The following is a 21,341-nucleotide window of genomic DNA, read 5'->3' as shown; positions in this document are numbered from 1 at the left end:
CCCCGCTGTTCAGTGGGCGGTCCAGCCGCCGTCGAGCACGAGCGAGGTGCCGGTCACGAAAGACGCCTGCGGAGCGCACAGATACGCCACGGCCTCGGCGACCTCCTCCGGTTCGATGAGCCGCTTGACGGCACTGTCCTGAAGGAGCACCTCGGACAGGACCCGCTCCTCGGGGATGCCGTGCGCCTGGGCCTGGTCGGCGAGCTGCTTCTCGACCAGTGGGGTGCGCACATAGGCGGGGTTCACACAGTTCGAGGTGACGCCATGGGGCGCGCCTTCGAGGGCGGTGGTCTTGGACAGCCCCTCCAGACCGTGTTTGGCGGCCACATAGGCCGACTTGTAGGCCGAGGCGCGCAGCCCGTGGACGGACGACACGTTCACGATGCGGCCCCACCCCTGCCCGTACATGTGGGGCAGGGCACCGCGGATGAGGCGGAACGGTGCCTCCAGCATCACGGTGAGCACCATGTGGAAGACGTCGGGCGGGAACTCCTCGATGGGGCGCACGAGCTGGAGCCCGGCGTTGTTGACGAGGACGTCCGTACCCGCCGCGGCGAGCTCGGCGGCGTCCAGGTCGGTGAGGTCGAGGACGTGCGGTTCCACGGTGCCCGCGAGGTCACGGCCCTGCTCGGCGAGCGTCTCCAGGCCGGCGGCGTCCCGGTCGACCGCTCTCACCTTGGCCCCGGCGGCCGCGAGCCGCAGCGCGCAGGCGCGGCCGATGCCGCCGGCGGCGCCGGTGACGAGCGCGGTGCGGCCGCCGAGGTCGAGCGGGGAGCCGTGGGGAGCCGGAAGGACACGGGGCGCGGTCATGCCTCGACCCTAGGCAGCGCCCCTCCCCCACCCCATATGGTCTGCCCCCATAGTTCAGCCGGAGGCAGTGGGGTCGAACCATGTGGGACCGTCCGACATGGCCTGCTTGATCCGGAACAGGCAGTGCTCGTTCAGCTCGGGCAGGGCGTCGACGTCGAACCAGCCCACCTCCAGTGACTCGTCGTCGTTGACCCGGGCCTCGCCGCCGGTGGCCCGGCAGCGGACGGTGATGTCCAGGAACTGGCAGGTGTCGCCGTTGTCGTACGTGACGGGGTCCCCCGCCTGGACGAGGACGATCCGCTCGGCGACACAGCGCACGGCCGTCTCCTCGTAGACCTCCCGCACGGCGCAGGCCGCGGGCTGCTCCCCCGGGTCCGGGATGCCGCCGATCACCGACCACTTGCGGGTGTCGGACCGGCGGTTCAGCAGGACTCTGCCCTCGTCGTCGAAGACCAGGGCGGTGACTCCGGGGAGCCACAGCAGCTGATGCCCGGCGGAGGCACGGAGGGCACGGATGAAGTCGGGAGTAGCCATGACGTCGACCCTAAGGGGCCGGTCAGGACACCCCGGCTCGTTTCAGGCAGCGTGCGACCGGAGTACGACTAGACGTCACCGGCGCGTCGCCCGCGCAGTCCGGCGCCGACGGCCCAGCCCAGTCCGCCCGCCGCGACCAGCACGAGGGCGATCTCCGGCAGCACGCCGAGCCGCGTGGCGGGGGTCAGCGAGGACCGCAGCGGCACCTTCTGCACCAGCGAGTCGGCCACGAACATGCCGGTCCGCTGGGTGATCCTCCCGTCCGGCATGATGAAGGCGCTGACACCGCTGGTCACCGGCACGGCCACAGTACGGCTGTGCTCGACGGCGCGGACGCGGGACATGGCGAGCTGCTGGTAGGTCATCTCACTGCGGTCGAAGGTCGCGTTGTTGCTCGGCACGGAGATCATCTGGGCGCCGTCGGTGACCTCGGAGCGCACGGCCCAGTCGAAGGCGGCCTCGTAGCAGGTGACCAGGCCGACCTTGGCGCCGTCCATGGAGAACACGCCCGGCTGGGTGCCCCGGCTGAAGTCCTGGCGGACCATCGCCGTCCAGTTCTCGTTGATCGCGCCGATGAGCGAGCGCAGCGGGAGGTACTCGCCGAACGGCTGGATCTGGCGCTTGTCGTAGGTGTCGACGGGGCCCTTCGCCGGGTCCCACAGGATCTGCTCGTTGTACAGCTTGCCGTCGCGTTCGACGACGCCACCGACCGAGATGGGCACGCCGATGGCCTTGGCCGCCGTGTCGATCACGGTCCGGGCGTCGGGGTTGGCGAAGGGGTCGATGTCGGAGGAGTTCTCCGGCCAGAGCACGAAGTCGGGCCGCGCGGCCTTGCCGGCCTTGACCTGGGCGGCCAGGCGTTCCGTCTCGCGCGCGTGGTAGTCGAGCACGGCCCGCCGCTGGGCGTTGAACTCCAGGCCCGCGCGGGGCACGTTGCCCTGGATCACCGCGACGGTGACGCTGCCGTCCTCGGCCTGGTCGCTCACCAGCGGCCGGGCCGCCACCGCACCCACGACCGGCACGGCCACGCTGAGCAGACCCACGGCCGCCGCGGCGCGCCGTACCGTCCCGGTCCGCCGCCACGACACGGCCAGCCGCACGACCTCGTAGAGCCCGAAGCCGCACAGCACCACCGCGAAGCCGAGCACGGGAGTGCCGCCGACCGCCGCGAGCGGCAGGAACACGCCGTCCGCCTGCCCGAACGCGATCTTCCCCCAGGGGAAGCCGTGGAACGGCACGCGCGCGCGTGCCGCCTCGCCGGCGATCCACACGGCCGCCGCCCACACCGGCCACCCGGGCAGCTTCGACACGACCGCCACACCGGCGCCGACCAGCGCGATGAAGAGCGCCTCGATCGCGACCAGGGCGAGCCAGGGGCCCGGCCCGACCTCCACACCGGTCCACACCAGCAGCGGCAGCAGGAAGCCCAGGCCGAAGAGGTAGCCGAGGCCGAGCCCCGCCTTCCAGCCGCGGCCGCGCAGCACCCAGCCGAAGGCGGCGAAGGCCGGCGGGGCGAGCCACCACAGGGTGCGGGGCGGGAAGCTGACGTAGAGGAGCAGGCCGGAGAGCGCGGCAGCGGCGGCCGGGAGGAGGCGCACGAGCCGCCGGGCCCACGCCGCCCGTGTCCCGGACGCGATCCGCGGCTTCAGCTGGTCCGACTCGTCGACGGAGGTTGCGGTGACGGTCACTCCCGGAGTGTAAGTCGAGCGCCCTGGGCGCCGACAGCGCGGTCCACGGGGGCGGCGACAGGGCTCCGGCCGCCCGGCGCGGGACGACGGCCGCTTCGCCCCCCGCCCCGCAGCAACGTTCCTGCTCATTTCGTCACGACACATCCCCAAACCGCCCACCAGCCGTTACGGTGTGCCGAAGTCTCCGTCGTGCGGCCGTCGGCGGTCCGTGCGGCGGGGTCTTCGGAGGTCGGGGGCGACGGGGTGCGGGGGGGGGCGGGGTGGGTGCCAGTGGGATGACGTCTGCGTCCGGGCCGGACGCGGACGGCGAGAGACGGATCGTTCCGGACGCGGCGGGCGTCGTGGTGCTGGGCGCCTGCGCCGGCTGGTCCCTGATCACGGCGGCCGTGCGTGACGGCAGGCCCGAGGGTGTGCTCCTCGCGGTGCTGGCCGTGGCGGCCGGGTACGCCGCCGGGCGGATCGGCGGGGCGCTGCTGCCGGTCGCCGCGCCCTGCGCCAGCGCGCTGGCCGGCATCGGGCTGACGGTGGCCGTTCCGCATCTCGCTCCGGGCCCGCAGATCACGGCGCCCTTGGGGCATGCCGGGGCCACGGCTGCCGTGCTGACGCTGTCGGCGGGCGCCGCGTGCTGTGCCGCCTGGGCCGCTCCCGCGCCGGCGTTGCGGTTCGCGCTGCGCCTGGTGGCCGCCGGGACCGCGGTGCTGGCGGCCGTGCTCGGTTCGGCCACCGGCTGCGTCTCGTGCGTGGCGGTGCTGCTGTGTTCACTGGCCGCCGGTCGCGTCCGGCGCCGCGGCGCCGCTCTCGCCGCGATGGCCACGGTCGCCGTTGTGGTGACGGGCCTGACCTGGGCGATCGCCGCGCGGGCGGTGCCCACCGGGTTCAGCACCGCCCTCGAAGGACGTCTGACGCCGCACCGCGTCCAGCTGTGGCAGGACGCGGGGGACCTGCTGCGCGGGGACACCGCCCTGGGGGTGGGACCGGGCCGGTTCGGGGAGCTGAGCGCGACGTCCGCCCAGTCGCTGCTGTCCGACGGCAAACCGCACTCGGCACCGCTCCAGCAGGCGGCCGAGCAGGGCCTCGTGGGCTTGGCCCTGCTGGCGGCGGCCTTCGGCTGGGTGCTGTACGCGCTGTGGCGCGGCCCGCGCCCGACGCCAGTGGTGCTGACCGCGGGCGCGGCCCTGACGGTGCTCGCCGCCATCGCCGCGATCGGCAACGCGTTGAGCTTCACGGCGGTGTCGGTGGGCGCCGGGCTGCTGGCGGGCATGGCCACGGCCCGCCCGCTCGCCGACGAGCCGTCGAGCCGCGCACCGGACCCGCACCCGCGGGACGCCGGCCGCACTCCCGCATGGTGAAAAGGGGGCACGGGGGGCGCGTACGAGCGGAGCCGCAGCACGTCGGGCCGGTCCGGTCAGGTCGGTGGCGCCGGCCCGGTTCAGTGCGCGGGAGCGCCCGGCTTCCCGGGCCGCAGCCGGGCCTTGATCACCTGCACGGCCGCCTCCGCGTCGTCCACCGTGATGGTGAAGGTGTGTCCGTCCCACAGCTCCAGCACGACGCCCTCCCCCTGGCGCACGACCACCGCGGTGCCCTTCTCGGGCCGCCACCGGTAGCCCCAGCCACCCCAGTGGCGGGGCGTGACGTGGGAGGTGTACGTGGCGCCCGCCACATGGGAGAGCGGGATACGACGGCGGGGCAGGCCGATGTGGCCGCAGCGCACCTCGAGGTGATCCTCGTCGACCCGCAGGGCGACGTGCACGAAGGCGAGGGTTCCGAAGAGGACCAGCAGCCCGGCGGCGATGCACCCGACGACGGCCATGATGAGCGGAGCCGTGCCGGAGGTCCACGCCGAGTCGACCGCGAGCTCGATGCCGAGCGCCATGCAGGCCGCGCCGACGAGCGCCAGCAGCCACTGGACCCGGTTGGTCGCACGGCCGGTCCAGACGTCCGGATGCGAGACGTCGGGATGCGCGGCAGAGGCGTTCTCGCCGTGGCGGTGGTCCCTCATGCATATGAGAGTACTCAGGTTTCGCTCCGCTGGTAGCCGGTGGCGGAGCGTGACTGGGCCGGCCGGGCGTCGGTCCGTCCCGCCGCGCCGGCGGCCGTCAGGACGGTGCGGTCAGCCGGCCGGGGTGACCGCCTGCAGCAGCCGGCCTTCCTCGTACGCCAGGGCCGGCGCGGGCAGCGACCCCTCGCGGCCGCTCAGCAGCACGGTCAGGGTTCCGTGCGGCGTGGCTCCCGGCGCGGGCTGCTCGCCGAGCCGGCGCAGGGCCTGGGCGGCCACGGCGCCAGCGGATCCGTGCAGGACGAGGGGCGGGCGGCCGGGGCGCTGGACGGCGGTGCGGATGCGCTCGGCGACCAGTTCGTAGTGCGTGCAGCCGAGGACGACGGTGGTCACGTCCTCGGGGGTCAGGGCGGCGGCCGCGCTCACGGCGGCGTCGATCGCCGCCTCGTCCGCGCGCTCCACGGCCTCGGCGAGTCCCCAGCAGGGCACTTCGGTGACGGGCACGCCACCGGCGAAGTCCCGGATCAGGGTCCGCTGGTACGTGCTGCCGGTGGTGGCCGGGGTGGCCCAGATGGCGAGGTGGCCGCCGCCGGCCGCGGCCGGCTTGATCGCCGGGACCGTGCCGATGACCGGGAGCTCCGGTTCGAGGCGGGCGCGCAGGGCGGTGAGCGCGTGCACGGTCGCGGTGTTGCAGCCGACGATCAGGGCGTCGGGGCGGCGCCTGGCTGCCGCCTCGGCGACGGCCAGGGCGCGCTCGGTCAGGTCCTGCGGGGTGCGCGGTCCCCATGGCATGCCGTCGGGGTCCAGGGAGAGCACGAGATCGGCGTCGGGGCGCAGCCGCCGTACCGCGGCGGTGGCCGCCAGCAGACCGATTCCGGAGTCCATGAGCGCGATCTTCACCCGATCACGATAGACGATGAGCGGTCCCGGGCCGGTCCCGTGGGGCAGACTGCGCGCGTGAGCGCCGTTGTGTGGACTGCCGCTGGATCACTTCTCTCCTGGCTGTGGCTGCTGCTCTGCCAGGGCTTCTTCTGGCGCACGGATGTGCGACTGCCCCCGCGCCGGGAGCCGGACGCGTGGCCGTCCGTGTGCGTCGTCGTCCCGGCCCGCGACGAGGCGGCGGTGCTGCCCGCCGCGCTGCCGTCGCTGCTCCGGCAGGACTATCCGGGGCGGGCGGAGGTCTTCCTCGTCGACGACGGCAGTGCGGACGGCACCGGTGATCTCGCGCGTGACCTGGCCGGCCGGCACGGCGGGCTGCCGCTGACCGTGTCCTCGCCGGGCGAGCCGCCCGCGGGGTGGACCGGCAAGCTGTGGGCCGTGCGCCACGGCATCGGCCTGGCACGCGCGCGTGGTCCCGAGTACCTGCTCCTGACCGACGCCGACATCGCGCACGCGCCGGACAGTCTGCGGGAGTTGGTGGCGGCGGCCCGGTCCGGTGGCTTCGACGTCGTGTCGCAGATGGCGCGGCTGCGGGTGGAGAGCACGTGGGAGAGGCTCGTCGTACCGGCCTTCGTCTACTTCTTCGCGCAGCTGTACCCCTTCCGCCGGATCGGCGGGGAGGGGACGCGGACCGCGGCGGCCGCCGGTGGCTGCGTCCTGCTGCGGGCGGAGACGGCCGAGCGGGCGCGGATCCCGGACGCGATCCGGCACGCGGTGATCGACGACGTGGCGCTCGCCCGGGCCGTCAAGCGGGGTGGCGGGCGCGTCTGGCTGGGGCTGGCCGACCGGGTGGACAGCGTGCGGCCGTATCCGCGGCTGGGCGACCTGTGGCGGATGGTGTCCCGCAGCGCGTACGCCCAACTGCGGCACAACCCGCTGCTGCTGGCCGGCACGGTCGCGGGGCTGGCGCTGGTGTATCTGGTGCCGCCCGTGGCGCTCGCGGCGGGCCTGGCGGCGGGCAGCGCGGCCGCGGCGGTCGCCGGGGGCCTCGCGTGGCTCGTGATGGCGGGGACGTACGTCCCGATGCTCCGCTACTACCGGCAGCCGCCGTGGCTCGCTCCGCTGCTGCCGTTCACCGCCTTCCTCTACCTCCTCATGACGGTCGACTCGGCCGTGCAGCACTACCGGGGACGCGGTGCGGCCTGGAAGGGCCGCACCTACGCGCGCCCGGAGGCCGTGCCCGACGAGGGCTGACCCCGGCCGGAGGACGTCATTTCCTGCCGGGTGTCCAGTTCATGCCCCATCCGTAGGCCTGGTCGACGGTCCGCTGCGGGCTCACCCCGCGCTCGGGCACCAGGTAACGGGCCTCCCGCTGCACGACCAGGTCGCCGCCGGTGTTGGTGATCAGGGCGAGCGCGCACACGGGTGAGGGGACCGTGCACTCGTCGAGGGAGAACTCGATCGGGGCGCCGTGCTGCGGCTGGAGGGTGACGGTGGCGTGCAGGTCGGCGAAGGAGCGGGCGCCTTCGTAGATGGTGACGAAGACGAGGATGCGCCGGAAGGCGTTCTTGTGGTCGAGATTGACGGTGAGGTTCTCACCGGCCGCGACGGCGCCGGTGCGGTCGTCGCCGTCGAGGTGGATGTACGGCGGCTGGTGCAGCGCCCCGAAGGTGTTGCCGAGGGCCTGCACGACGCCTTTGCTGCCGTCGGTGAGTTCGAACAGCGCGCACAGGTCGAGGTCGAGATCGGAGTGCAGCGCGGCCGGGCGGCCGAACTTGCTGCTCCACCCCGAGAACTGCTTGCGCACTTCCCAGTTGAGGTTCACGTGCAGGGCACCGGAGGTGCCGCCCTGCTTGGCGAGCGAGACGGAGGGGGCCGCCTTGGTGAGCGTGACCTTGGTGAGGCGGACGGGTGCGGGAGGTGCCGCAGGGGGCGCGGCAGGGGGCGGCGGGACGGCCGCCCGGGTCGTCGGCGGGGGCGTGTACGCCGGCGGCGTGGGCGCCGCGGTGGGGGCCGTCCGCTGCGGCTCGTCCACCGTGATGCCGTAGTCCGTCGCCAGGCCTTCGAGTCCGCTGCTGTAGCCCTGGCCGACGGCGCGAAACTTCCAGGCGCCCTGGCGGCGGTAGAACTCGCCGAGCACGAAAGCGGTTTCGGTGCCGGCGCCCGGGTTGTCGAAGCGGGCCACCGGGGTGCCCTGGGCGGCGTCCTGGACCTCGATGTACAGGTCCGGGACCTGCCCGAAGGCGCCCCCGTCGGCGGAGGCGGCGAGGACGATCGTCTCGATGGCGGGCTCCACGCGCGCGAGGTCGACGAGGAGCGTGTCGGTGACGCGGCCGTCGGCGTTCCGCTTGCCCTCATGGCGGATCGCTCCGGAGGAGTGCGCGGGCTGGTTGTAGAAGACGAAGTCCGCGTCCGAACGCACCTTTCCACTCACCAGCAGCAAAGCGGAGGCGTCGGCGTCGGGCACGCCCGGTCCGGTACGCCAGCCCAATTCCACACGCAGCGCCGCGGCGGGCACAGAAGTGTTTGAACCTTTCAGCATGTTCATGTCCGCCCCCATTGCGTGTCACCGCGCCAGGCACATCCCGGCCGTCCGGACGAGTTCCGTTCGCCCAACCTATTCCTCCGCGCGGCGAACTCCCATGCACGACGACCCGAAGACCGGCGGCCAACCCCTGGTAACCCGCCCGGAACTCGGCCTTTACGCGATCAGGCCCCGGTTCGCCGCCCTTTTTGCCGAGTTCGCTCGCATTGGGGATACCGGGTCACTGCGGACACGGAAAACAACCCTCTTATCGGTCTCCCCAACCAGCACATCGTGGGCTTAACTTATGTGCCATGACCTCCCCCCGCTCCACCTATGGCGGCGGCTACTACTCCGCCTCCTTCCCGGACACCCCGATCTACGACAAGCTCGTCGCCGAGCGGGGCACCCCGCAGATCGCCCCGATCCGGGTCCCCGCGCAGTACGACATGCCGGTCGGCAACCTGCCCGCCCTCCCGTCGGCGCTGCCCGCGCTGCCGGCGGCCCCGTCCCAGCCCGCCTACGGATATCCGCAGGCGCCGCAACCCGCCCCGCTCCAGCAGGCGCCCGCGGCGTACATCCCGCAGCAGGCCACCGCACCGCGCGGCTATCCGGGCCCCCAGCCCCAGCAGCCGCGCCCGGCGGCGCCCGGCGCGGGGTACGAGGCGATGCGCCCCGCGGCTCCCCGACCCGCCCAGGCCCCTTACCAGGACCCGTACAACAACCAGCAGTACCGCGGTTACTGAGCCGCCGCCCCCCGGGGCTGTCGGTGCCGACTGGCACGATGGCCCCATGGGGAACGCACACCTGCACGCGATTCATGTCCATCCGGTGAAGGCGGTCCGGGGCCAGGCGCCCCGGGAAGCCGTCGTGGAGCCCTGGGGACTGGCCGGCGACCGGCGCTGGATGCTGATCGACGACGGGGGAAAGGTCGTCACGCAACGCCAGCTGCCGCGCCTCGCGCGGGCCGCCGCCGAGCTGCTGCCCGACGGCGGTGTCCGGCTGTCCGCGCCCGGCATGGAACCGCTGACGGTGCCCGTCCCCGGATCGGCCGGTACGGTGCCGGTGCAGATCTTCCGCGACAAGGTCGAGGCGGTCCCGGCCGAGGGCGACTCCGCGCACGTCTGGTGCAGCACGTACCTCGGCATCGGCGCGCGACTTGTGTTCCTGGACGATCCGGCCACGCGCCGGCCCGTCGACCCGGAGTACGCGCGGGCCGGTGACACCGTCTCCTTCGCCGACGGCTTTCCGCTGCTGCTCACCACGACGGCCTCCCTCGACGCCCTCAACGCCCTGATCGCGCAGGGCGATCACGCGGACGAGGGCCCGCTCCCCATGAACCGCTTCCGGCCGAACGTGGTCGTGACGGGCACCGACGCCTGGGCCGAGGACGACTGGTCGCGCCTCGCCGTCGGGGAGGTGACCTTCCGCGTCGCGAAGCCCTGCGGCCGGTGCGTGGTGACCACCACCGACCAGGACAGCAGTGCGCGCGGCCGTGAGCCCCTGTACAGCCTGGGGCGACACCGGCGGCTCGGCGGCAAGCTGGTCTTCGGGCAGAACCTGGTGCCCCTGTCCCGCGGCACGATCCGGGTCGGGGACCCGGTCAGGATCCTCGAGTAGCGCACGCACCGGGTCTCCCGCGGAGGCGGGAACCGCGTCGGCGGCCCGGGCGTTGGCCTATGTGAGAAGTTCATGAGAGGCCCCGGAGAGTGGTGATTTCGCTCTCTCTTCGCCGGGTCCCCGCGTGGACGGCTCCGCCGGGGGTTATCACGGAGCGGGAAGGGGGTGCAGGCGGTGCGAGCGATCAGCGGACTCTGGCGCTGGCGGCGCAACCCACTGTGCCGCGCGACCGACCTGGCCGAGGCCTGGGTGGCCCTCGCGGCCCTGTTGCTGATCCTCCTCATCGCGCCGGTGGCCGGGTTCCTCGTCGGGGGCGCCGCCCAGGACGCCCTGCAGCGCTCCGTCCGGGAGCAGCACGAGACGCGGCATTCGGTGACGGCCACCGTGGTCCGCAAGCTCGACCCCTCCCCGCTGGACGCCGACCCGGAGACCTCCACCGGCCGGGATCTGCGCAACCGCGTCCTCGCCGACTGGACGGCGCCGGACGGCACGCACCACCAGGGCCCGGTCCTGGCGAGCCTCAAGGACCCGCAGCGGGGCGACGAGTTCCGGATATGGACCGACCGGCAGGGCAGGATGGTGGCCCGCCCCCTGGACTCCGCGACGGCGTCGACGCACGCGGTCCTCGCCGGCTTCGGCGCGGCCCTGGCGGTGGGCGGGCTCGTCGAGGGCGGCAGACGGCTGATCGTCTGGCGCATGGTCCGCGTCCGGTACGCCCGTTGGGACCAGGCATGGGACAAGGCGGGCCCGGACTGGGGCAGGACGGGCACCGGCAGCTGACAGCCTTCCGGCTCTGGTCAACCCACCACCCGCGCGCACGCTACGGTGGTCCGGCCGAACCGTTCGGCACAACCCGCGCGCGAGCGAGCAGGAGGGACGCGCCGGGTGTCGATGCCGCGTGCGCGCGCAGGCCCCGGGGGCCGGGCACGGCAGCGGCCCCGGCACCGGCCGCAGCGTCCCGAGGGCGAACGAGCCATCAGTACGACCGAGGTGGGGGCACAGCTACACCATGGCACAGGGCACGGTCCAGGTGACGCACACCGGCACGTCGCGGTGGCGGCGCCGCACGGGTGAGTACGCATCGCTCGCCGCCGCCCTGGAGGCCGCGGCCGACGGAGACGTCCTCACCGTCGCCCCCGGCACCTACCGGGAGAACCTCGTGGTGCAGCGCGCGGTGACCCTGCGCGGCCCCGACGGCTCCCCCGGCTCGGTGCGGATCGCGCCCGTGGACGGGGTGCCGCTGACCGTGCGCGCCTCGGCGGTGGTCCAGGACCTGCACGTGGAGGGCCAGGACGCGGCCGCCCCGGCCGTGCTGGTGGAGGAGGGCACCCCGGAGCTGCGGGACGTGCGCGTCGTGACGCGGTCGGCGGCCGGGATCGAGGTGCGCGGCAGTGCCCGGCCCACGGTCCGGCGCTGCGCGGTCGACAACCCGGCGGGCATCGGCATCGCCGTACTGGACGGCGCGGGCGGGGTGTTCGAGGAGTGCGAGGTCGTCGCGGCCGGCCAGGCGGGCGTGGCGGTGCGCGGCGGCGCGCACCCGCGGCTGGAGCGCTGCCGGGTGCACCACACCTCGGGATCGGGCCTGTCGGCGACCGGGGAGAACTCCGCGCTGGAGGCGGTGGGCTGCGAGGTCTACGAGGTGCGGGGCAGCGGGGTGCAGATCACCGGTCGGGCCACGGCGCACCTCACCGACTGCGATGTGCACCGCACGACCGCCGACGGGGTCACGCTCGACACGGACGCCGTGCTGACGCTGGCCGACTGCCGCATCCACGACATCCCGGAGAACGCGGTCGACCTGCGCTCCCGCTCCGTCCTCACGCTGACCCGCACCACGGTGCGGCAGTTCGGCCGCAACGGCCTGTCGGTGTGGGACCCGGGCACGCGCGTGGACGCCAACCAGTGCGAGATCTTCGACAGCACGGGCGACTACCCCGCGGTGTGGGTCAGCGACGGCGCCACCGCCGTCCTGGACTCCTGCCGGGTGCACGACGTGCCGGACGCCCTGTTCGTCCTCGACCGGGGCTCGCGCGCGGACGTCGTGGACAGCGACCTGTCGCAGGTGCGCAACACGGCCGTGTCGGTGAGCGACGGCGCGACGGCGCAGCTCGACGACTGCCGCATCCGGGACGCGGCGACGGGCGCCTGGTTCCGCGACCACGGCAGCGGAGGCACCCTCAGCAACTGCACGCTGGACGGCACCCAGACCGGCGTGATCGTCACCAAGGGCGCCGACCCCACGGTGGAGCGCTGCACGGTCGACTCCCCGGCGGAAGCGGGCGTCTACGTCTCGGCCGGGGGCCGTGGCAGCTTCCTGAACTGCCGGGTGACGGGCAGCGGCGGCTACGGCTTCCACGTGATCGACGGCAGCCGTACGACGCTCAGGAAGTGCCGCACGGAGCGGTGCGCGCGCGGGGGTTACGAGTTCGCGGACAGCGGCGCGGACGCGGCGTCCGGGGCAGGCCCCCTCGTCGAGGACTGCACGAGCGACGAGAGCGCGGGGCTGCGGGCGCCCGCGGCGCGGGAGACGGCCGTGCAGACGGTGGGCCACTCCCCCGGTCTGCTGGGCGCGGTACCGGAGCAGCGCACCGAACCACCGGCCCCGGCCCCGGTCGCGGAGCCCGCGCAGCCGGTCCGCACCTCCAAGGACGTCCTCGGTGAGCTGGACGCGCTGGTGGGCCTGGAGAGCGTCAAACGCGAGGTGCGCGCCCTCACGGACATGATCGAGGTCGGCCGGCGCCGGCAGCAGGCCGGTCTGAAGGCGGCGTCGGTGAAGCGGCACCTGGTCTTCACCGGCTCCCCGGGCACGGGCAAGACGACGGTCGCGCGCCTGTACGGCGAGATCCTCGCCTCCCTCGGCGTGCTGGAGAAGGGCCACCTGGTCGAGGTGTCCCGGGTGGATCTGGTCGGTGAGCACATCGGCTCGACGGCGATCCGTACGCAGGAGGCGTTCGAGAAGGCGCGCGGCGGCGTGCTGTTCATCGACGAGGCGTATGCGCTGTCCCCGGAGGACGCGGGCCGGGACTTCGGCAAGGAGGCCATCGACACGCTGGTGAAGCTGATGGAGGACCACCGGGACGCGGTCGTGGTGATCGTCGCGGGCTACACGGCCGAGATGGAGCGCTTCCTGTCGGTCAACCCGGGCGTGGCCTCCCGGTTCTCACGGACCATCACCTTCAGCGACTACGGCCCCGAGGACCTGCTGCGGATCGTGGAGCAGCAGGCCGAGGAGCACGAGTACCGGCTGGCACCGGGCGCGCCGGAGGCCCTGCGGACGTACTTCACGGAGCTCCCCAAGGGCCCGGCGTTCGGCAACGGCCGTACCGCGCGGCAGACCTTCGAGGCCATGGTCGAGCGGCACGCGAGCCGGGTCGCCCAGCTCGCCGAGCCGAGCACCGACGATCTGACACTGCTCTACGCCGAGGACCTCCCCGAGTTGCTCTGAGGATCCGCCTACGCCGCGGGCGGTTCGGGTGTGTCCCGGGGTGAGGGCACCCCGGGCCGGAGCCGGGCCAGCAGCATGCGGCGTTCCTCGGCGAAGACCGGGTCGGCCTGGTAGTCGGAGTGGCCGAGGATCGGCGCGGGCAGCGGCAGCAGGTCGGTGCGGCCGTAGGCGAGGGGGTCCTTCAGGGGCGGGTGGTCGACCTGGTCGCCGGGCAGCCGCATCGGGCCGCCGATGGGGTCGGTCAGCCGGTACAGGTTGCGCCAGCAGTCGACGTCCCGGTGCAGGGAGCTGAGCGCGGCGGGCCCGAAGTGCGCCGGGAACCAACGGCCGTAGAGGCGCTCCAGCGGGGAGCCGTAGGTCAGCAGTGCGACGCGCTTGCGGGCGGAGGGGGCGAGTTGCCAGGCCGCCGCGGCGGCGAGCACGCTGCCCTGCGAGTGGCCGGAGATGACGAGGCGTCCGCCGGTGACGCGGGTCCAGGTCGCCATCCGCCAGGTCAGGTCGGGCACGGCACGCTCGGCGTAGCAGGGCGGGGCGAAGGGGTGGGCGGCGCGCGGCCAGAAGGTGCCGACGTCCCACAGGATGCCGATGGTGCGGCGCGCGGCGGCGTCCTTGTAGGCGCGCCGGCCCCAGGTGACGAAGAGGAGGAAGCCGAGGCCGATCAGCCAGGAGCCGAGGGCCTGGGCGGTCTCCGCGGCGCCGTGCAGGACGGGGTAGGTGCCGTGCGCCGCCTCGCCGGGTGTCTCGTCGGTGGTCAGAGCGCCGACGAGGGCTCCGGCGCCGAGCAGCAGGGTGACGCCGGAGGTGACGGCGACGATGCGGGGTCCTCGGTCGGTGAGGGCGGCCATGGCGCGGGCGTAGGCGATGCGGCGGGTGCGGGCGGGGTCCATGGCCTCGTCCGGGTAGTCGCGTGCCACGGCGTCGCGTTCGGCGCGGGCGAGTTGCCAGGCGCGGTGGGCCAGCCAGCCGAAGAGCCCCAGCAGCACGACGAGCAGCGGCGGGATCACGGACGCCTGCCAGGTCAGCAGGACCGGCGGGCCCGCGATCGACGCGCCGGTGCCGTCCAGCCAGTCGGACACGCGCTGGGACACGCCGCCGGACATCACCCCGCCCAGGGCGCAGCCCAGCATGGCCACGGCCGGACCGCCCAGGCCGCGCAGCACGGCCCGCCGGTCGGGGTCGGTGCGGTGCAGGGCGTGGGCGACGACGGCCAGGACGATCACGAGCAGGCCCTGGGCCAGGGCGAGGCCGCCGAAGGTCGCGTCGCCCGGCAGGCGCCCGGACGACTGCCAGCCGGGCCGCTCCCAGCCGGCGTAGAGCAGGGCGAGGGCGAGCAGGACGAGGGCGACGAGCGGCAGGCGCCGTACGAAGCGCTCGTCGAGTTCCCGGTCCAGGCGCTTCTCGCTGCGGCCCCGGCGGCACACCACCCAGACCACGGCGACGGCGCAGGCGGCGAGGGCCGCTTCCAGGAGCAGGCCGAGGGTGTCCAGTACGGCGGGGCCGCCGGGCTCGCGGTCGTGGCGGGCGGCGGCGCTGCCGACCGCGGCGGCGACCGTCAGCAGTCCGGCGGCGGTGTGCGCGGCGCGCAGCCGGGCCACCAGCCGGCGTCCGTACCAGAAGCCGGGCCGGCCGAGGGCGGTCGGTCCGGGGACCTCGTCGGGCTCGGGGTCGCGGACGATCGGCTGCTGGGACTCGTAGTCGCTCCACGTGCGCCGGGACAGGTACCACAGCAGGACCGTCAGGGCGGTGGGGACGAGGGAGGCGAGGGCGAGCCTGCGGCCGGGGCTGCTCCACCAGCCGCCGTTGGAGACGGTGGGTGAGAGGAAGCCGAGCCAGGAGTGGCGGTCGGCGCAGGTGGGTGTGCCCGCGCACTGCCAGGCGGCCAGGTCGAGGGCGACCTCGCAGGCCGCGGCGACGAGCAGGACCGTCAGGGTGAGCCCCGCGAGCCGCACCAGAAGGCCGTACAGGCGCACGGTGCGGCGGCGGCCGTGGGCGCTGGGGCGCATCCAGTGGGCGAGGTTGACGACCATGAACGGCAGGAGCAGCAGCCACAGGGCGCGGGTGCCGTTGCCGGAGGTGAGGTTGCACCACACGTAGGCCTCGGGCACCGGCCCGCCCCGGTGGCGGGCGTCGGTGCTGTTCTCCGCGTCGACGTCGTCGGCGCGCCGGAAGACGGCCGCGATGTCGTCGCCGGTGATCCGCTCGGTCCGCGGGTCGTTGAGCATCTCCTGCGGCGTGGTGCCCCCCACGCCGTGGACCAGGAGTTCCAGGGCGGTCCCGGTCTCGCCGGGCCGCGTGGCGGGACCGTCCGGTCCGCCGGTCGACGCATGTTCCTGCGCACGTTCCACTGATTCGCACTTCCCCCGTGACACGCCGTCGGCTCTGTCCGTGCGGGCACAAGGATCTCCACTTCCGCGGCGCCGCACACCTCCTGTCACGGAATCTCCCCGATCCGTGATGCGAGGAGGCGACGGATGAGCCCTGGGTGACATGTGCGCGACGAGCGGTCGATGGCGCCGTCCGCCCCGCGACATGCGAGGATGGGACGTCCGCGCACCGGAGCCGGGAGAAATGTCCCGGTTGGGGCGGGTGCGCAGGGCGTGTCGGACGGCATTGAGGCGAAAGGACCGGAGCGTACGTGAGCGAGAATCAGAACCTCCTCGCGGAGCAGCGGCGATCCCTGATCCTCGACGAGGTCCGCCGCCGGGGCGGAGTGCGGGTCAACGAGCTGACCCGCAAGCTCGGCGTGTCGGACATGACGGTCCGCCGCGACCTCGACGCGCTCGCCCGCCAGGGCGTGCTGGAGAAGGTGCACGGCGGCGCGGTCCCCGTGGTCGAGGCGAGTACGCACGAACCGGGCTTCGAGGCCAAGTCGGGCCTGGAGCTCACCGCCAAGGAGGACATCGCGCGGGCCGCGGCCAAGCTGGTCGCGCCGGGCGCGGCGATCGCCCTGTCGGGCGGTACGACGACGTACGCGCTGGCGCACCAGCTGCTGGACGTCCCGGACCTCACGGTGGTCACCAACTCGGTGCGGGTGGCCGACGTCTTCCACGCGGCGCAGCGCACCTCGGGCCCGCGGCAGGGCGCGGCCACGGTCGTGCTGACCGGCGGGGTGCGCACGCCCTCCGACTCGCTGGTGGGGCCGGTGGCCGACCAGGCGATCGCGGCGCTCCACTTCGACCTGCTGTTCCTCGGGGTGCACGGCATATCGGTCGAGGCCGGCCTGTCGACGCCGAATCTCGCGGAGGCCGAGACGAACCGGCGGCTCGTGCAGTCGGCGCGGCGCGTGGTGGTGGTCGCCGACCACACCAAGTGGGGCAAGGTGGGGCTGAGTTCGTTCGCCTCGCTGGAGCGGATCGACACGCTCGTGACGGACGCCGGTCTGCCCGAGGAGGCGCGTGGGGTGATCGCCGAGCATCTGCGGCGGCTGGTCGTGGCCGGGGAGCCCGAGCCCGAGGAGGGTGCAGACATCTGACGGGCCGCCAGCTAGGGTGACGCTTCCGTCATCGCCCGCTTCCGTCAGGGAGGGCCACGTCCATGGCTCACCGTCTGCGCCCGGTGGGGCTCGACTTCGCCGGGACCGCGCCCGTGCGGCACGTCTTCACCCGAGAGATGTCGGTTCCGCCGGAGGCGGTCTACCGCGCGCTGGCGGACGTGCCCGGCTGGGCCGACTGGTTTCCCCAGGTGAAGGCCGCGCGGGCGGTCGACGCCGGCGCGGGGCGCGACATCACCCTCAGCGCGGGCGTGCGGTTCCGCGAGACGGTCCTCGCCGCGGAGGAGCCCGGGGTGTACGCCTACCGCGTCGACGTCACCAACGCGCCCGGGGTGCGGGCGATCGTCGAGGAGTGGCGGCTCACGCCGGCCGGCGGCGGCACCCGGGTGCGGTGGACCTTCGCGACGGACGGGACGGCGGCGTACCGGCTGTTCATGAAGGCGTTCCGGGCGGGTCAGGCGCGCGCGTTCCGGGACGCCGTGACGGCGCTGGAGCGGCGGCTCACGGCCTGAGGCCGGGGCTGCGGCGTCCGCACGCGCGAGTCCACGAGTCCCGGTCGTCCTGCGGCGGCCGAAGGCCGGGCCCGGGCCTCAGCCGGGCCAGGCGCCCGTCTCCAGGAACGTGTCGATCGCGGCGGTGTAGGGCGCGACGTCCAGTCCCTGGGCGGCCAGCCAGGCGTCCGAGTAGTACTTGTCGAGGTACCGGTCCCCCGGGTCGCACAGCAGGGTCACGACGCTCCCCCGCCGCCCCTCGGCCACCATCTCCGCGACGATCTTCAGCGCACTCCACAGGCCCGTTCCGGTCGAGCCGCCCGCCTTGCGGCCGATGGCGCGCTCCAGGGCCCGTACGGCGGCGACGCTGGCCGCGTCGGGCACCTTCATCATCCGGTCGATCGCACCCGGTACGAAGCTGGGTTCCATGCGGGGGCGGCCGATGCCCTCGATGCGGGAGCCGCAGTCGCACGTGACGTCCGGATCGCCGGTGGTCCAGCCGTCGAAGAAGCACGAGTTCTCGGGGTCGGCCACGCAGACGCGGGTGTCGTACTGCATGTAGTGGACGTAGCGCGCGAGGGTCGCGGAGGTGCCGCCGGTGCCCGCCGTGGCGACGATCCACGCGGGCTCGGGGAACCGCTCCAGGCGCAGCTGGCGGAAGATGGACTCGGCGATGTTGTTGTTCCCGCGCCAGTCCGTGGCCCGTTCGGCGTAGGTGAACTGGTCCATGTAGTGGCCGCCGGTCTCCGCCGCGAGCCGGGCGGACTCCTCGTACATCGTGCGCGGGTCGTCCACGAAGTGGCAGCGGCCGGAGTGGAACTCGATGAGGCGGATCTTCTCGGCGCTCGTGGTGCGTGGCATGACGGCGATGAAGGGCACGCCGATCAGCTTCGCGAAGTAGGCCTCGGAGACGGCCGTCGAGCCGCTGGAGGCCTCGATCACCGGTCTGCCCGGCCGGATCCAGCCATTGCACAGGCCGTACAGGAACAGGGAGCGGGCGAGCCGGTGCTTGAGGCTGCCGGTGGGGTGGGTCGACTCGTCCTTCAGGTACAGGTCGATGCCCCAGCGCTCCGGCAGGGGGAACTGGAGCAGGTGCGTGTCGGCCGAGCGGTTGGCGTCGGCCTGGACCCTGCGGACGGCCTCTTTCAGCCACGCGCGGTATCCGGTGTCACTGTGGTCGACGTCGAGGGTCACGCCGGTCCGGGTCTGCTGGGGAGTGCTCACGAGGGGGCTCCTAACGCTGCGCGCCGACGACGGGGCGCGCGGCCGGCACCCCCGATCATAAACACCCGGCGCACGCTTCTCACCTGCATAAACGCGCCTTTGAGCCCCCCAAAGCGCCCCCTGGGGCAGAGGCCGGGGCAAGGGGGCGCGCGGTCCCGGGGGCGCATTCGTGTGTGTGCTGCGGGCGCCCCCCGGCGAGGGGGTCGCATGGACTGGTGCTCGACGCCGGGCGGGGGCAGACTGCACCGCGGGACCGAGGCTCCGGGCGGGGCGGCGGCGGGGTGGGACGCACCGCCGGGACAACGCTTCCGGCCGAGGCGGGACCGTGGTTCCGGCAGGGCACGGCGCGCCGTCCGCGAGCACGGGTACGCCGCCCGGCGGGACCGGGCCTCGGGACGGGGCAGACTGGATCAGGACAAGCGCCCGAACCGGCATCGGCGGGGCGGGCGGGTACACCGACGCGCACAAGGGGGGCGGGTGGCATGGCGGAGCCGGAGTTCAGGGCCACGGGCGTGCGGATCGGGAAGCGGCTGCGTTCGCTCACCCGGGCCGGCCAGGTCCGGATCAGCGACGGCCGGCTCGAATTGCTGACCAGTTACGGCAGTGAGATCGACAGCGCGCCGGTGCAGGCCGTGCGCGCCTCCAGGCCCTGGTTCGGCCCCGATGACCGGGCCACGGCGGATCTCAACGGCAATCGGTACCTGCTCACCCTGGGCGACCACGACCCCGCCCCGGGCGAGCCGGGCCCGCCGGCCGCGCGGCGCTTCATCGAGGCCGTGCGCCGGGCGGCGGGGCGCGGCGACTGAGATGTCCGCGAGTTGCGGTACCCCACCCCCTGCGTCACTCTGGTCTCACGTCACTCTGGGTTTACCGGCGATAACGCTGCGAACCAGCCCGCCGGCCACGACAGCGGGCGGCAGTGTCACGAAGGCGCCCTGCTGGATCCGAACTCCGTGTTCTTCCGGACCTCACGTCGGGGAGTCGCAGCCGTGATCAGCTACCCAAGCAGGCACTGCACGGTGGAGCTCCAAGCCCTGCCGTCGCGGATCGGCCAGGTCCGCAGAATCGTCTCTGCACAATTGCGCTACTGGCATCTTGACGCCCTGATCGACCGGGCCTCGCTCGGTGTGACGGAACTGCTGTCCAACGTCCACCGGCACGCCCAGCCCGACAAGACCTGCACCGTGGAGATAGAGCTGCTGCTCGACCGGCTCACGGTGTCGGTGCGTGACCACGACCCGCGGATGCCCGTGGTGGACGACGCCGAGCCACTGGCGACCTGCGGTCGCGGGCTCGCGATGGTGGCCGCCATGAGCGAGAGCTGGGGCGTCCGGCCGGACGGCGAGTCCGGCAAGGTCGTGTGGTTCACGCTGCCGACGTCCTCCCCCGCGGTGGCGGCGCCGTCGCACCGGTCGCGGCGCGCGGTCCAGGAGAAGGCCGCGCGCCGGTTCGCCGAGGTGGGGCACTCCGCCGACGGGCTCCGGCCCGACCATGCTCCCGCCCGGTCCGCCGTTGCCGGTTGACCGGGCGGTGACCACCCTTCGCACGGATGTCGCCTCCGGGGTATGCCCGGAGGCGACCACGGCTCGGCAGGGACGGCTCAGCGGCCGGCCGCCGCCTTCTCCGCACGGCGGATCCGGGCCGGGGCGAACGCGTCGATGCTGCCCGCGCCCTGGCCGGGTGCGGCGTCCCAGCCCCGGATGCGCCGGGCCAGGCGGCCGAGACGGCTGTCGCCCGGGGCGACGGCGATGTGGAAGTGGGACTCCTTCACCGGATCGAGCTCACCGCCCCAGACGACGACGCCCTCGCAGTCGGCGAGGATGTCCCGCACGATCGTGCGCTCCTGTCCGGTCATGCCGGTGGAGGCGTCCGCGCCGAGCGGGTAGAAGAGCGGGCGCACGGCGATCGCGGTGCCGGACAGGTGGTTGGACTCGAAGGGCGCCCCGATGTGCCGGTCGGCCGTGTGTCCCTGGATCTCGCGCGGACGCAGCATGTCGATCTCGTACGCGTAGCGTCGCGCGACGTGCAGCAGGACGGTGGCCACGTCGCCCTGCGCGAGGGGCACGTCGACGCCGGTGCCCTCGACGCGGTGGGTGACCGCCCGGTCGATGACCAGCCAGCCGTTCTGCGTGGTGGCGCCCCGCCAGACGCCTTCGGCGGGCGCGGCCGCGGCCGTGCCGGCGGCGGGGACGAGGAGGGCTCCGGCGGTCAGGCCGGCGGTGATGCCGAGCGCCTGGCGGCGGGTGAGCCCGGGAGCGGTGTCGCTCAACGCTTGTGTTCCTTCCGGTGGCGGGCGACGGCCAGCGTGACCAGGCACGCGACAGCCAGCCCGAAGCTGATGGACAGGGCGGGAACGACCCAGGGCGAGACGAGATCCTGCGTCCGCCCGTCGTCCCAGTGGCAGGCCGCGCGCGGCGGCAGGAACCGTTCCTCGAACCGGTCCCAGTCGGCCCGCGGCCACGAAGGCGTGTCGCACATGCGGGCCGGGTCGGCGAACACCACCTGCGCGGCGCCCCACAGGTAGGACAGCGCGCCGACGACCACGCTCCCGACGCATGCGTTGCGGCCGCGCCGTCCCCCGGGGAGCCTCAGGCACAGCAGGCCGAGGCCCGCGATGATCAGGGGGACGACCCAGCTCAT

Annotated in this window: 20 protein-coding genes; 10 read left to right on the top strand and 10 right to left on the bottom strand. The window is 73.9% G+C overall.

Annotation, left to right across the window (positions count from 1 at the left end; translation table 11 throughout):
• Positions 1-9: 9 nt before the first annotated feature.
• The 3 genes from ACSUPV_RS37545 to lnt all read right to left on the bottom strand — a co-directional run bounded on the left by ACSUPV_RS37545 (position 10) and on the right by lnt (position 3,032).
• Positions 10-810 (bottom strand): 3-hydroxybutyrate dehydrogenase, encoded by an 801-nt coding sequence (locus ACSUPV_RS37545; RefSeq protein WP_436949491.1) that lies wholly within the window; start codon positions 808-810, stop codon positions 10-12.
• 54 nt (positions 811-864) lie between these two features.
• Positions 865-1,344, bottom strand: coding sequence for an NUDIX hydrolase (locus ACSUPV_RS37540; RefSeq protein ID WP_436949490.1), 480 nt, complete (start codon positions 1,342-1,344; stop codon positions 865-867).
• A 68-nt stretch (positions 1,345-1,412) separates the two neighbouring features.
• Positions 1,413-3,032: an apolipoprotein N-acyltransferase gene (gene lnt, locus ACSUPV_RS37535; RefSeq protein ID WP_436949489.1), complete on the bottom strand. Its 1,620-nt coding sequence runs from the start codon at positions 3,030-3,032 to the stop codon at positions 1,413-1,415.
• A 275-nt stretch (positions 3,033-3,307) separates the two neighbouring features.
• Here lnt and ACSUPV_RS37530 point away from each other — a divergent pair, with 275 nt between their 5' ends.
• Positions 3,308-4,381, top strand: coding sequence for an O-antigen ligase family protein (locus ACSUPV_RS37530; protein WP_436949488.1), 1,074 nt, complete (start codon positions 3,308-3,310; stop codon positions 4,379-4,381).
• An 80-nt stretch (positions 4,382-4,461) separates the two neighbouring features.
• Here ACSUPV_RS37530 and ACSUPV_RS37525 read toward each other — a convergent pair whose 3' ends face one another.
• Complete coding sequence (locus ACSUPV_RS37525; protein WP_037757931.1) at positions 4,462-5,031, bottom strand: hypothetical protein; 570 nt, start codon at positions 5,029-5,031, stop codon at positions 4,462-4,464.
• A gap of 111 nt (positions 5,032-5,142) precedes the next feature.
• A complete protein-coding gene (locus ACSUPV_RS37520) occupies positions 5,143-5,928 on the bottom strand; it encodes a glutamate racemase (protein WP_031121193.1) in 786 nt (261 codons plus the stop codon).
• Positions 5,929-5,967: 39 nt separating this feature from the next.
• Here ACSUPV_RS37520 and ACSUPV_RS37515 point away from each other — a divergent pair, with 39 nt between their 5' ends.
• Positions 5,968-7,161 (top strand): glycosyltransferase, encoded by a 1,194-nt coding sequence (locus ACSUPV_RS37515; RefSeq protein ID WP_436949487.1) that lies wholly within the window; start codon positions 5,968-5,970, stop codon positions 7,159-7,161.
• Positions 7,162-7,177: 16 nt separating this feature from the next.
• Here ACSUPV_RS37515 and ACSUPV_RS37510 read toward each other — a convergent pair whose 3' ends face one another.
• Complete coding sequence (locus tag ACSUPV_RS37510) at positions 7,178-8,449, bottom strand: TerD domain-containing protein (RefSeq protein ID WP_051851598.1); 1,272 nt, start codon at positions 8,447-8,449, stop codon at positions 7,178-7,180.
• Between the two features lie 296 nt (positions 8,450-8,745).
• Between ACSUPV_RS37510 and ACSUPV_RS37505 the strand changes: the two genes are divergently transcribed.
• The 4 genes from ACSUPV_RS37505 to ACSUPV_RS37490 all read left to right on the top strand — a co-directional run bounded on the left by ACSUPV_RS37505 (position 8,746) and on the right by ACSUPV_RS37490 (position 13,496).
• Positions 8,746-9,177, top strand: coding sequence for a DUF6643 family protein (locus ACSUPV_RS37505; RefSeq protein WP_359791713.1), 432 nt, complete (start codon positions 8,746-8,748; stop codon positions 9,175-9,177).
• A 46-nt stretch (positions 9,178-9,223) separates the two neighbouring features.
• Positions 9,224-10,051 carry an MOSC domain-containing protein gene (locus ACSUPV_RS37500; RefSeq protein ID WP_436949486.1) on the top strand — a complete coding sequence of 276 codons (828 nt, stop codon included), beginning with the start codon at positions 9,224-9,226 and terminating at the stop codon, positions 10,049-10,051.
• 174 nt (positions 10,052-10,225) lie between these two features.
• Positions 10,226-10,831, top strand: coding sequence for an Rv1733c family protein (locus tag ACSUPV_RS37495; RefSeq protein WP_031120739.1), 606 nt, complete (start codon positions 10,226-10,228; stop codon positions 10,829-10,831).
• Positions 10,832-11,060: 229 nt separating this feature from the next.
• Complete coding sequence (locus ACSUPV_RS37490; RefSeq protein WP_037757924.1) at positions 11,061-13,496, top strand: right-handed parallel beta-helix repeat-containing protein; 2,436 nt, start codon at positions 11,061-11,063, stop codon at positions 13,494-13,496.
• Positions 13,497-13,504: 8 nt separating this feature from the next.
• On the opposite strand, the gene ACSUPV_RS37485 is transcribed toward ACSUPV_RS37490, so the two are convergent.
• The gene (locus ACSUPV_RS37485; RefSeq protein ID WP_436949485.1) at positions 13,505-15,841 is read right to left on the bottom strand and encodes a hypothetical protein; all 2,337 of its coding nucleotides are present in this window, start codon (positions 15,839-15,841) and stop codon (positions 13,505-13,507) included.
• Between the two features lie 290 nt (positions 15,842-16,131).
• On the opposite strand from ACSUPV_RS37485, the gene ACSUPV_RS37480 reads away from it, so the two are divergent.
• Complete coding sequence (locus ACSUPV_RS37480; RefSeq protein ID WP_031120732.1) at positions 16,132-16,968, top strand: DeoR/GlpR family DNA-binding transcription regulator; 837 nt, start codon at positions 16,132-16,134, stop codon at positions 16,966-16,968.
• A 62-nt stretch (positions 16,969-17,030) separates the two neighbouring features.
• The gene (locus ACSUPV_RS37475; protein ID WP_436949484.1) at positions 17,031-17,498 is read left to right on the top strand and encodes an SRPBCC family protein; all 468 of its coding nucleotides are present in this window, start codon (positions 17,031-17,033) and stop codon (positions 17,496-17,498) included.
• Positions 17,499-17,576: 78 nt separating this feature from the next.
• On the opposite strand, the gene ACSUPV_RS37470 is transcribed toward ACSUPV_RS37475, so the two are convergent.
• Complete coding sequence (locus ACSUPV_RS37470; protein ID WP_436949483.1) at positions 17,577-18,701, bottom strand: PLP-dependent cysteine synthase family protein; 1,125 nt, start codon at positions 18,699-18,701, stop codon at positions 17,577-17,579.
• Positions 18,702-19,183: 482 nt separating this feature from the next.
• Between ACSUPV_RS37470 and ACSUPV_RS37465 the strand changes: the two genes are divergently transcribed.
• Complete coding sequence (locus ACSUPV_RS37465) at positions 19,184-19,507, top strand: hypothetical protein (RefSeq protein ID WP_031120729.1); 324 nt, start codon at positions 19,184-19,186, stop codon at positions 19,505-19,507.
• 183 nt (positions 19,508-19,690) lie between these two features.
• Complete coding sequence (locus ACSUPV_RS37460) at positions 19,691-20,224, top strand: ATP-binding protein (protein ID WP_359791725.1); 534 nt, start codon at positions 19,691-19,693, stop codon at positions 20,222-20,224.
• 77 nt (positions 20,225-20,301) lie between these two features.
• Here ACSUPV_RS37460 and ACSUPV_RS37455 read toward each other — a convergent pair whose 3' ends face one another.
• Both ACSUPV_RS37455 and ACSUPV_RS37450 read right to left on the bottom strand, forming a co-directional pair.
• Positions 20,302-20,970 carry a hypothetical protein gene (locus tag ACSUPV_RS37455; protein ID WP_436949482.1) on the bottom strand — a complete coding sequence of 223 codons (669 nt, stop codon included), beginning with the start codon at positions 20,968-20,970 and terminating at the stop codon, positions 20,302-20,304.
• The gene (locus ACSUPV_RS37450; protein ID WP_031120726.1) at positions 20,967-21,341 is read right to left on the bottom strand and encodes a hypothetical protein; all 375 of its coding nucleotides are present in this window, start codon (positions 21,339-21,341) and stop codon (positions 20,967-20,969) included. The genes ACSUPV_RS37455 and ACSUPV_RS37450 overlap by 4 nt, the downstream gene beginning before the upstream one ends.

This window comes from Streptomyces sp. SudanB52_2052 (assembly GCF_964272415.1).
In the GTDB taxonomy this organism is placed as follows: Bacteria; Actinomycetota; Actinomycetes; order Streptomycetales; family Streptomycetaceae; genus Streptomyces; species Streptomyces olindensis.
This window is presented reverse-complemented; position numbering and strand designations above follow the sequence as displayed.